Here is a 9,638-nt window from a genome sequence, read left to right on the forward strand (position 1 = left end):
TTTTTATGTTCGGCGTTCTGATGCCGATATTGTTTACAAGCCTTTCCTCGAGCGACCCGAGATGACCGCTGCAAAGTCTCAAAGCCGTCCGCCGTACAACATGCCGGCGCTGATCATGTTCACCGTCAGCACCGGGCTGCTGTTGACCGTGTTCCCCTGGTATCTGATGACGTATTCGATCGGCATTGGCGCCTGGATCGCCGGGCTGGTCCTGCTTTACGCCTGCGGCCTGTCGATCACCGGTGGCTACCACCGCTTGTGGGCGCACCGTGCGTACCAGGCGCACTGGAGCCTGAAGCTGTTCTATCTGCTGTTCGGTGCGATGGCGTTCCAGAATTCGGTGCTGATCTGGGCCTCGACGCACCGGATCCACCACGCCAACGTCGATGACGTCGACCACGATCCGTACTCGATCAATCGCGGCCTCTGGTACGCGCACATCGGCTGGATGCTCCGCGACTACCCGAGCGCCAAGACCGATTTCTCGAATGCCCGCGATCTGCTCGACGACCGGCTGGTGATGCTGCAGCACCGCTACTACCTGCCTCTGGCGCTGTTCATGAACATCGGCCTGCCGATGCTGATCGGACTGGCTGCCGGGGACGTCTGGGGTTACCTGATGATCGCCGGCCTGCTGCGGCTGGTGGTCAACCATCACGTGACCTTCCTGATCAATTCGCTGGCGCATTACTGGGGCCGTCGCCCGTACACGGTCGAGAACACGGCCCGCGACAATGACCTGCTGGCCTTCCTGACCTACGGCGAGGGCTACCACAACTATCACCACCTGTTTCAGTGGGACTACCGGAACGGTGTCCGCTGGTGGCAGTACGACCCGACGAAGTGGCTGATCGCCGGCCTTTCATGGGTCGGCATCACGCGGGAATTGCGCCGCGTGCCGGAGTTCCGCATCCAGCGCGCGATGCTGCAGCGCCAGTTCGAAGCCGTGCGCGAGCGCATGACGCGCTGCAAGCACGAAGGCCGTCTGGCGGCACTGCGCCAGCAGTTCGAGCACGAGATGGAAACCTTCCGGGCGACGGTCGATGCCTGGAGCCAGTTGCAGAGCCAGCGCATCGAGGCCGCGCGCGACAAGCTGGCCGACCAGTGGCAGCACAGCGACATGCGCCAGCAGTTGCTGGTGCTCGAGGATCGCCTGCGCGAGCAGCGGGAGCGGATGCGCTCGATGCACCTGCAGATCGCCTGATCAACTGCAGGCGGCACGAAAAAGCGCAGCTCCGGCTGCGCTTTTTTGTTGGGTGGTCGGCCGATACCGGCCGCGCATGCCTATACGGTCAGCACGATCTTGCCGATGTGCTGGCTGGATTCCATCAGCCGATGGGCATCGGCCGCCTGCGCCAGCGGAAAGCAGGCGGCGATCGGCAGCCGGATCCGGCCGGATTCGATCAGCGGCCAGACCTGCGCCCGCAGCGCTTGCGCCAGCGCCGCCTTCTCGTCATGTGTCTGCGGCCGCAGCATCGAACCGGTAATGACGATCCGCTTGCGCATGATCGCCGTCAGGTCGATGGTCGCCGTCGTGCCACGCTGGAAGCCGACCAGCAGCAGGCGTCCATCGACGCCCAGCGCTGCCAGATTGCGGGCGGTGTAATCGCCGCCGACGATGTCGAGCACCACGTCGACGCCGCGTCCTGCCGTCAATCGCAGCACCTCGTCGACAAAATCCTGGCGGGCATAGTCGATCGCCGCATCGGCGCCGAGTGCCAGGCAGGCCGCGCACTTGTCGGCACCCCGGGCCGTCGCCAAAGCCCGCGCGCCAAAGGCTTTCGCGAACTGGATCGCGGTACTGCCGATGCCGCTGGTGCCGCCGTGGATCAGCACCGTTTCGCCAGCGGCCAGCCGGCCGCGCCGGAACAGGTTGCCCCACACGGTGAACGCGGTTTCCGGCAGCGCGGCGGCCTCGATCATCGAATATCCGGCTGGCACCGGCAGGCAGTGGGCGGCCGGCGTCACGCAGTATTCGGCGTAGCCGCCTCCCGGCGTCAGCGCACAGACTGCGTCGCCGACCCGCCACTGCTCGACGTCGCGACCGATCGCGATCACCGAGCCGGCAACCTCAAGCCCGAGAATCGGCGAGGCGCCCGGCGGCGGCGGATAGACGCCCATCCGCTGCAGCACGTCCGGGCGATTGACGCCGGCCGCCGCGACGGCAATCAGCACTTCATTCGGGCCCGGCTCCGGACGTGGGCCCTCGGCAAGCTGCAGGACATCCGGCGCGCCTGGGCGGTCGATGCGAACATGGCGGTGAAGGGTATTCATGACGCCACTGTAGCGGCGAAAAAACGGAACAACTGTTCTGTTAAGGTTTTGCGACAGCCGGCCTAACCGCGACGCCGGTGCCCTCCGCTTCCCGATCCCCGAACCTCATGCCCGTATTCCAGCCGATGAAGGTGCGCGTGCCGCGCGACCTCCACACCGTCACCACCGTGGCCGACGACGTCGAGCGCGACGGGCCCTGCGCCGGCCTGTCGGCCGCCGACACCAAGGCGATCTGGTCGGCGCTGAAGGGCCTCTACCGGACCGGCGCCTATCCCGGCATCGCGTTTACCCTGCGCCGGCATGGCCAGCGGGTTTTCGACCGGACTCTCGGTCATGCCGAAGGCAATGGCCCGGCCGATTCCACGAGTACGCCGAAGCGCCTGCTGACGCCGGTCACGCCGATCTGCCTGTTCTCGGCTTCCAAAGCTGTCACCGCGGTGCTGGTCCACAAGCTGGCCGAGGACGGCGGCATCCGCCTCGACGAGCGGGTCAGCCACTACCTGCCGGCGTTCGGGCAGGCCGGCAAGCAGGACACCACGATCAGCGACGTGCTCGCCCATCGCGGCGGCTTCCCGATGATGAAGATCCGGGCCGCCGACAAGAAGGTCGAGCTGATGGAGGACTGGGACCGGGTGATCGAGCTGATCTGCGCCTCGCCGCCGACTGCCAGCCGCCAGCAGGCCTATCACGCGATGACCGGCGGCTTCATCCTCGGCGAGATCATCAAGCGGGTCACCGGCACGCCGATCACCGCCTACCTCGATGCCGAGATCCGCAAGCCGCTGAAGTTCCGCCACTTCACCTACGGCATCGCGAAGAAGCACTGGCCGGAGGTGGCACTGAACTACGAGGCTGGCGCGCCGGTGCGTTTCCCGCTGTCCACGGTCGCCGAGCGCGCGCTGTTCGTGCCGTTCCCGGAAGTGGTGCGCGCCTCCAACACGCCCAGCTTCAAGCAGGCGGTGATCCCGGCCGGCAACATCTATGCGACCGCCGACGAACTGAGCCGCTTCTTCCAGATGCTGCTCGACGGCGGCAGCGTCAACGGCAGGCAGATCCTGAAGCCGGCGACCGTGGCGCGGCTGCGCAAGCCGGTCGGCCGCATCGGTCTCGACCGGATGCTGATGATTCCGCTGCAGTACAGCGAGGGCATGATGCTCGGCGCCCGTCCCGCAGGCCTCTTCGGACCGGACACGCCGGAGGCCTATGGCCACCTCGGCTTCATGAACATCCTGGGCTGGGCCGATCCCTCGCGGCATCTGTCGGCGGCGCTGCTGACCACCGGCAAGGCCATTCTCGGCACCCACCTGATCGCCCTGAGCCGCCTGCTGGCGACGATCAACGCGCGCTGCGCCTGATCGCACCCGGACGGCGTGCCCGCCGTGATCCGGCGGGCCGTTCGTCAGCGCTTCGGCTTCAGCATCGTACCGGTGCAGTTCGGCGCGCCGCAGCGGCATTCCCAGATCTTCTTCATCCGGGCCGTGTGGCGGCATTCCAGCTTGATGCCGTAGTCGAAGGTCAGTTCCTCGCCGGCCTCGATCTCGCGAATCGTCTCGATGATGATGCGGTCGCGCTTCGGGTCCTGGTCCGGCGATTCGATGACGTACGGCTTGCAGTTCGGATCGCAGCTGTGATTGATCCAGCGGGCGTCATTGGCGTCGAAGTTGCCGTCGATGACGTAGCGATCGTTCAGCGTGAACAGGAAGGTGTGGCCGGATTCGACGGTGTTGGCGTAGGCCTTGTCGATCCAGGCGTGGGTTCGCAGGCGGCCGGCGTAATCCATCACCTCCAGCCCTGCCGGCAGCTTCTGTGCCGCGAAAACGCCATTGCCGTGAATCGCCGAACGACGGGTGACGGTGTAGCCAGACATGCGGGAACAACCGGGAAGGGATCGTTCCGCATTGTGAGCCAGAAGCGGCGCGCTGCGCATGTCGGGCCGTGCCGAAGTCGGCGCTGCGCGCGTCGGTGGGAAGGCCTCAGTCGTCCAGCGAGCGGCGCAGCGCCTTGATGCCGCCGCGTCGGGTCTTGTCGTCGACCCGGCGCTGCTTCGCCGCCCGGCTCGGCCGGGTTGCCCGACGCGTCACCGGCACGTGCAGCGCGCGCGCCAGCAGGTCGGCAAGACGGGCAAGGGCGGCTTCGCGGTTGGCTTCCTGGCTCCGGTGCTGCTGCGCCTTGATGACCACCACGCCGTCGCGGGTGATCCGCTGATCGGCCTTCAGCAGCACGCGCGCCTTCAGGTCCTCGGCAAGGCTGGACGCGCGGATGTCGAAGCGCAGGTGGATTGCCGTCGAGGTCTTGTTGACGTGCTGGCCGCCGTTGCCTTGCGCGCGGATCGCGTTCAGTTCGATTTCCTCGAGCGGAATGCTGAGGCGCGCATTGATCACCAGCACGTCCGTGACACTCAGCCGCTGTTGGCGGCGACGCAGACGTCGGCGGTCTTGCCGGCCTGCAGTGTGTCGAGGCCGGTGCTGATCCGGTGGGCGAGATCGGCCATCGCCCGCTGATGGCCATCGGCCAGCGCCGGGAAGCCGTCGGCGATGCTGGCCGCCACCTGGCTGTCGCAGGTGGCCGCGCGGGCAGGGTCGTGCAGGCTTTCGACCGTCCAGCCGGCATCGACCAGCGCCTGCCGCCCGAGCACCGAATCGAAGCGCCGCAGCACCACGCGCAGCCGGTACAGCGGCAGCGTGCTGTCGGCGGCGCTGCCCGGGCCGGTGGCCGTCGCGCCGAGGCCGTCGATCAGCGCCGCCCGCACCTCGTCGGCCAGCGGTGCCGCCCAGCGCTGCTCCTCGGCTGGCTGCAACTGGCTGCGCCCTTCGCGCACGATCAGGTAGGGGGTGTCGACCTGCGCCGGAATGCTGACCGTTTCGACGATCACCCGGTACGCCGGGTCCTGGGCGGCAGCCACGGCCTCGCCGGACTTCGGCGGCACCAGCGTGTAGTAGCGGATCGGCGGGGCGCTCTGGCAGGCCGCCAGCAGCAGGCTCAGCGCGACAACGGTCAGGGGCTTTTGCATCGGGACTTCAGTCATGGGTCTGGGCATCGGTTTTCTCCGGCGGTGCGGCGGTCGGCTCGGCTGCCGCCGGCCGGCCACGCAACAGCGACTCCGGATGCTTTTCGAGATAGTCGGCAAGCACCCGGAACGAGGCAGCGGTCCGGTTCAGCTGTTCCAGCATCCGCCGGGTGTCCTGCTGCAGCGGGGCTTCCGGCGAGGTGAGGTTCTGTTCCAGCGAACGGATCGCGGTCGCGGCATTGTCCAGCGTGCGCCGAGCCTGCGGCGCGATGTCCTGATCGAAGGTACGCAGCAGCGTATTGGCGCTGTTGACCATGGTCCGCAGATCGGCGCCCAGTTCGGCGAACGGAATCTTGTCGAGCTTGGTGACGATGCTCTCGATCTGCGTCTGGATTTCCTCGAGGCTGCCGGCGGCGGTCGGGATCTCCGGCATCGTGTCGCCGTCCGTCACCCGCCGGGCCTTGGCGCCCGGCTTGAAGAACAGGGCCACGTACTGCTGGCCGGTCAGCAGGTTGCCGGCGCGCAGCTGTGCGGTCAGCCCCTGGTCGATCAGCTTGTTCAGCACCGCCAGCGCCGGCCGCTCGCTGTCCGCCGCCACGCCTTTCAGCGCCAACCAGGCCGGGCCCAGCCGCTCCAGGTACAGCTCAACCATCACCTTCGAGTAGAAGCTCTGCTGGCGCACGTCGTACTGCGGCTCGATCGAGCGGATCGCGCCGATCACGAGGCCGTTGAAGTCGACCGGTGTGCCGGCGGTCAGGCCGCGCGTCGACTGGCGCAGCACCAGCAGCGCGCGCACCGACGGGCCATCCGGCGGGGCGAGCGCGCTGGCGATGCCGTCATAGAGTTCGAAGCGGCTGTCCTCGCGGGCCGGCTCGCCCGGGTTGCGCTCGTCCAGCGGCTGGAAGGCAATGCCGCCAGCCACCACCGTGGCCAGCGACTGGGTGTTCAGCCGCAGGCCCTCGGACGACACGGCCAGATCGATACCGCCGGCGTTCCAGAAGCGGACGCCGCCGGTCACGAAGCGGTCGTATGGCGCGTCGATGAACACCCGCACGGTGATGCGCTTGCCGTCCTCGTCGAGCGTGGCGTCGACCACGCGGCCGACCGCCACCCGCCGGTAGTAGACCGGCGCGCCGATGGTGATCGAGCCGGCATCGAGCGTGGTCAGCGTGAACTGCTTGCCCTTCTGGTCGTGGGTGACCGCAGGCGGCTTCTCGAGGCCGACGAAGTCGCGCTGCTGCTCGCCCGAGCGGCCGACGTCGACGCCGATGTAGGCGCCGGACAGCAGCGTATTGATGCCGGACACGCCGCCGATGCCGATCCGCGGCCGGACCACCCAGAAGCGGCTGTCCTTGACGGCGATGCGCTTGGCGTCCGGCGTCAGCTCCACTTCGACGGTGACGCCGCTGTCGTCCTCGCGCAGCTGGATGCTCGACACCTTGCCGACCACCACGTCCTTGTAGCGGACTTCGGTGGTGCCGTTCTGCAGGCTTTCGGCAGTGTCGAAGCGGATGGTGATCGTCGGCCCGGTCTGCAGCCAGGTGCGGATCACCAGCGCCAGCCCGATCAGCGCCGCCACCAGCGGGACCAGCCAGATCAGCGACAGCCGCTTGCGGCCATCACGGCGCGGCTCCGGTGCAGGCAGCGCGGACATCGGAGAGGTTTCGCTCATGTCGGGAGACGGTCGGTGGCGCGGCGGGCGGGGATCCGGGTGCTGTCCCAGATCAGGCGGGGATCGAAGCTCATGGTGGCCAGCATGGTCAGCACCACGACCGCCCCGAAGGCCACGATGCCGGCACCGGGCTCGGCATTGGCAAGGCTGCCGAAGTGTACCAACGCGATCAGCAGCGCCACCGCGAAGACGTCGAGCATCGACCAGTGACCGATGAATTCGAGAATCCGGTACAGCCGCGCCCGCTCGCGCGGCAGCTGTGCGGAACCGCGCTGCACCTGCACCAGCAGCAGTGCCAGCGCGCCCATCTTCAGCAGCGGCACCACCACCGAGGCGGTGAAGACGACGATCGCGAGGTCGTAGGCGCCGTCGTTCCACAGCGCCACCACGCCGGACATGATGGTGTCCGACCAGCTGCGGAACAGCTTGGTCGAGCGCAGCACCGGCAGCAGGTTGGCCGGCAGATACAGGATGAACGCCGCCACCAGGAAGGCCCAGCTGCGGGTCAGCGAATCCGGCTTGCGGGCGTGCAGCGGATGGCCACAGCGCGGGCAGGGCGCGCCTTCCGGCGGCTGTTCGACGACCACCCCGCAGGCTTCGCAGCCGATCAGCCCGAGTGCCGCGCCGCGCGGGATCAGCGGCTCATCGGCCATCGTGGATCTCCCACAGCGCGCGCAGCTCGAAGGTGCTCAGTGCGGTCAGCAGGATGGTCAGCACGCCGAAGCCCCAGAGCCCGGCCTCGGCGGTGACCCGCGCCAGCGACGACATCTTGATGATCGACACCAGGATGCCGATCAGGAACACCTCGACCATGCTCCACGGCCGCAGCCAGCGCAGGCCGTGCATCGCGGCGACGAAGCCTTTCGGCCGCGCTGGCAGCCGTGCCGCGTGCAGCACGAACAGGTACAGGGCCAGCTGCGCCAGCGGGAACAGGAACACGGTGCCAGCGGCGATCGCCGCCACCGGCCCGACGCCGTGCGACCAGGCGCTGGCGACCATCGTCATCAGCCAGCCGCGGGTGGTGACGCCGGCCGACTGCATGGTGACGATCGGCGCCGCATTGGCCAGCACGAAGACGATCAGCGCCGCCACCGTCAGCGCCAGCATCGCGTCGATGTCCAGCCGCGAGCGGCGGTACAGCGTTGCGCCGCAGACGCGGCAGTCGGCCGCTTCGCCGGGCGCCAGCGGGCCGCGCTGGTGCACGCTGTCGCAGTGTTCGCAGATCGCCAGCTCGGGCCGGAGCCGCAGGGGCGGGGGCGCGCCGTCCTTCATGTCCATGCGGCAAGCATAGCCTGTGCCTGCCGCTACACTGCCGCGCCCGCACTGCCCGCCGCCGCCATGACCGCCAGCTCTCCCGCCGATCCGCAAGCTGTTCTCGAAGCCCGCGTGGTCGAGCTGGAAGCGCGGCTGGCCTGGGCCGATGACACGCTGTCGACCCTGGGCGGCGAGCTGGCCCGCCAGCAGAAGGCCATCGAGGCGCTGGAACTGAAGCTGAGGTCGCTGAACGAGCGGCTGGCCAGTGCCGACGAACCGGTGTTCCGCGGCACCGCACGGGACGAGATCCCGCCGCACTGGTAGGCGGCGGGCCGCGATCTCAGGCGGCGGCCGGCGCGTCGAAGGATTGCAGCGCCTCGGTCAGCGTCTCGGCGCAGGGCGCGTCGATCTTCAGGGGCTGCAGGTCGTCGGCGCGGCTGCGGCCGCGGGTCAGCACTGCGATCGGCAGGCCGCGTTCGCGGGCAGCCAGCGCGAAGCGATAGCCGGAATAGACCATCAGCGACGAACCGACCACCAGCAGCCCGTCCGACGCGGCCAGTGCCGCGAACGTCGCGTCGACCCGTTCGCGCGGCACGTTCTCGCCGAAGAACACCACGTCCGGTTTCAGCAGCCCGCCGCAGCGGGCGCACGGCGGCACCACGAAGCGGCTGAAATCGAGGTTGTCGAGATCGGCATCGCCGTCTGGCAGCGCTGCGGCGCTGTGATGCGCCCAGTCCGGATTGGCGTCGAGCAGGCGCTGCTGGAACGGGCTGCGCGGGGTGCGGTCGCCGCAGCCGAGGCAGACCAGCTGGTCGAGCCGGCCGTGCAGGTCGACCACTTCGCGGCTGCCGGCGGCCTGGTGCAGGCCGTCGACGTTCTGGGTCACCAGCTGGCGAACTCGGCCGGCGTCCTGCAGCCGCGCCAGCGCCCGGTGCGCGGCGTTCGGCCGGGCCGCTGCCAGATGCGGCCAGCCGATCAGGTTGCGTGCCCAGTAGCGGGCGCGCTGCAGCGGATCGCCGCGAAAGATCTGGCCGGTGATCGGCGGCCGCCGCTTCCACTGGCCGTCGGCATCGCGGTAGTCGGGAATGCCGCTGTCGGTCGACACGCCAGCCCCGGTCAGCACCAGCAGGTTCGGGCTTGCCTGCAGGAAGCCGGCGAGCGCTGCGGCTGCCTCAGTCATCGATCGGGATGCCCAGCTGCCGCGCCTGCTTCTGCCAGCGCTGCAATTCGCGCAGGTAGATGCGCAGTTCGCAGTCGGCGCAGCCGCCGCCGCAGCAGTCGTAGTCGACCGGGGCTTGCGGCTTGGGTGGCAGGGCGGACGGTGGATCGGGGTTCATGGCGGCGGCAGGATAACGGCTCGCGGCTGCCGATCGGCGATCGCCTGTGCCAAGCTTGCGAACGAGTGTTTACCTGAACCGGACGAAGGACAAT

12 protein-coding genes are annotated in these 9,638 nt (G+C 68.6%); 3 read left to right on the plus strand and 9 right to left on the minus strand.

The genetic code is table 11. The features are described 5' to 3' along the window. Nucleotides 1-61 precede the first annotated feature (61 nt). Nucleotides 62-1,204 carry a fatty acid desaturase gene (locus ACTIGJ_RS16875; protein ID WP_439641489.1) on the plus strand — a complete coding sequence of 381 codons (1,143 nt, stop codon included), beginning with the start codon at nt 62-64 and terminating at the stop codon, nt 1,202-1,204. A gap of 80 nt (nt 1,205-1,284) precedes the next feature. Here the strand turns inward: ACTIGJ_RS16875 and ACTIGJ_RS16880 are convergent, their stop codons facing one another. After that, nucleotides 1,285-2,274: an NAD(P)H-quinone oxidoreductase gene (locus tag ACTIGJ_RS16880; RefSeq protein ID WP_439641490.1), complete on the minus strand. Its 990-nt coding sequence runs from the start codon at nt 2,272-2,274 to the stop codon at nt 1,285-1,287. A gap of 107 nt (nt 2,275-2,381) precedes the next feature. On the opposite strand from ACTIGJ_RS16880, the gene ACTIGJ_RS16885 reads away from it, so the two are divergent. Continuing rightward, nucleotides 2,382-3,629 carry a serine hydrolase domain-containing protein gene (locus ACTIGJ_RS16885; RefSeq protein WP_439641491.1) on the plus strand — a complete coding sequence of 416 codons (1,248 nt, stop codon included), beginning with the start codon at nt 2,382-2,384 and terminating at the stop codon, nt 3,627-3,629. A 44-nt stretch (nt 3,630-3,673) separates the two neighbouring features. Here the strand turns inward: ACTIGJ_RS16885 and ACTIGJ_RS16890 are convergent, their stop codons facing one another. The 6 genes from ACTIGJ_RS16890 to ACTIGJ_RS16915 all read right to left on the minus strand — a co-directional run bounded on the left by ACTIGJ_RS16890 (nt 3,674) and on the right by ACTIGJ_RS16915 (nt 8,231). Further along, nucleotides 3,674-4,141 carry an SET domain-containing protein gene (locus tag ACTIGJ_RS16890; protein ID WP_439641492.1) on the minus strand — a complete coding sequence of 156 codons (468 nt, stop codon included), beginning with the start codon at nt 4,139-4,141 and terminating at the stop codon, nt 3,674-3,676. A gap of 106 nt (nt 4,142-4,247) precedes the next feature. Then, nucleotides 4,248-4,661, minus strand: a complete 414-nt coding sequence (gene arfB / locus ACTIGJ_RS16895) for an alternative ribosome rescue aminoacyl-tRNA hydrolase ArfB (RefSeq protein ID WP_439641493.1) — start codon at nt 4,659-4,661, stop codon at nt 4,248-4,250. Nucleotides 4,662-4,672: 11 nt separating this feature from the next. Beyond that, nucleotides 4,673-5,284, minus strand: a complete 612-nt coding sequence (locus tag ACTIGJ_RS16900) for a PqiC family protein (RefSeq protein WP_439641494.1) — start codon at nt 5,282-5,284, stop codon at nt 4,673-4,675. Between the two features lie 7 nt (nt 5,285-5,291). Further along, complete coding sequence (locus ACTIGJ_RS16905; protein ID WP_439641495.1) at nt 5,292-6,953, minus strand: intermembrane transport protein PqiB; 1,662 nt, start codon at nt 6,951-6,953, stop codon at nt 5,292-5,294. Further along, a complete protein-coding gene (locus tag ACTIGJ_RS16910) occupies nt 6,950-7,606 on the minus strand; it encodes a paraquat-inducible protein A (RefSeq protein WP_439641496.1) in 657 nt (218 codons plus the stop codon). Before ACTIGJ_RS16910 ends, ACTIGJ_RS16905 begins: the two co-directional genes overlap by 4 nt. Then, nucleotides 7,596-8,231: a paraquat-inducible protein A gene (locus tag ACTIGJ_RS16915; RefSeq protein ID WP_439641497.1), complete on the minus strand. Its 636-nt coding sequence runs from the start codon at nt 8,229-8,231 to the stop codon at nt 7,596-7,598. The genes ACTIGJ_RS16910 and ACTIGJ_RS16915 overlap by 11 nt, the downstream gene beginning before the upstream one ends. Nucleotides 8,232-8,291: 60 nt before the next feature. Here ACTIGJ_RS16915 and ACTIGJ_RS16920 point away from each other — a divergent pair, with 60 nt between their 5' ends. Further along, on the plus strand, nt 8,292-8,531 hold the full coding sequence (locus tag ACTIGJ_RS16920) for a SlyX family protein (protein WP_439641498.1): 240 nt from the start codon (nt 8,292-8,294) through the stop codon (nt 8,529-8,531). A 16-nt stretch (nt 8,532-8,547) separates the two neighbouring features. Here ACTIGJ_RS16920 and ACTIGJ_RS16925 read toward each other — a convergent pair whose 3' ends face one another. Both ACTIGJ_RS16925 and ACTIGJ_RS16930 read right to left on the minus strand, forming a co-directional pair. Continuing rightward, nucleotides 8,548-9,387, minus strand: coding sequence for an NAD-dependent protein deacetylase (locus ACTIGJ_RS16925; RefSeq protein ID WP_439641499.1), 840 nt, complete (start codon nt 9,385-9,387; stop codon nt 8,548-8,550). After that, nucleotides 9,380-9,544 (minus strand): oxidoreductase-like domain-containing protein, encoded by a 165-nt coding sequence (locus tag ACTIGJ_RS16930; protein WP_439641500.1) that lies wholly within the window; start codon nt 9,542-9,544, stop codon nt 9,380-9,382. The genes ACTIGJ_RS16925 and ACTIGJ_RS16930 overlap by 8 nt, the downstream gene beginning before the upstream one ends. Nucleotides 9,545-9,638 lie beyond the last annotated feature (94 nt).

This window comes from Nevskia sp., from assembly GCF_051860985.1.
Lineage (GTDB): Bacteria > Pseudomonadota > Gammaproteobacteria > Nevskiales > Nevskiaceae > Nevskia.

What these genes read in the sequence shown, in the direction of transcription:
- ACTIGJ_RS16875 (WP_439641489.1), top strand. Translation starts at nt 62, where the DNA reads ATGACCGCTGCAAAGTCTCAAAGCCGTCCGCCGTACAACATGCCGGCG.
- ACTIGJ_RS16880 (WP_439641490.1), bottom strand. Translation starts at nt 2,274, where the DNA reads ATGAATACCCTTCACCGCCATGTTCGCATCGACCGCCCAGGCGCGCCG.
- ACTIGJ_RS16885 (WP_439641491.1), top strand. Translation starts at nt 2,382, where the DNA reads ATGCCCGTATTCCAGCCGATGAAGGTGCGCGTGCCGCGCGACCTCCAC.
- ACTIGJ_RS16890 (WP_439641492.1), bottom strand. Translation starts at nt 4,141, where the DNA reads ATGTCTGGCTACACCGTCACCCGTCGTTCGGCGATTCACGGCAATGGC.
- ACTIGJ_RS16900 (WP_439641494.1), bottom strand. Translation starts at nt 5,284, where the DNA reads ATGCAAAAGCCCCTGACCGTTGTCGCGCTGAGCCTGCTGCTGGCGGCC.
- ACTIGJ_RS16905 (WP_439641495.1), bottom strand. Translation starts at nt 6,953, where the DNA reads ATGAGCGAAACCTCTCCGATGTCCGCGCTGCCTGCACCGGAGCCGCGC.
- ACTIGJ_RS16910 (WP_439641496.1), bottom strand. Translation starts at nt 7,606, where the DNA reads ATGGCCGATGAGCCGCTGATCCCGCGCGGCGCGGCACTCGGGCTGATC.
- ACTIGJ_RS16915 (WP_439641497.1), bottom strand. Translation starts at nt 8,231, where the DNA reads ATGGACATGAAGGACGGCGCGCCCCCGCCCCTGCGGCTCCGGCCCGAG.
- ACTIGJ_RS16920 (WP_439641498.1), top strand. Translation starts at nt 8,292, where the DNA reads ATGACCGCCAGCTCTCCCGCCGATCCGCAAGCTGTTCTCGAAGCCCGC.
- ACTIGJ_RS16925 (WP_439641499.1), bottom strand. Translation starts at nt 9,387, where the DNA reads ATGACTGAGGCAGCCGCAGCGCTCGCCGGCTTCCTGCAGGCAAGCCCG.
- ACTIGJ_RS16930 (WP_439641500.1), bottom strand. Translation starts at nt 9,544, where the DNA reads ATGAACCCCGATCCACCGTCCGCCCTGCCACCCAAGCCGCAAGCCCCG.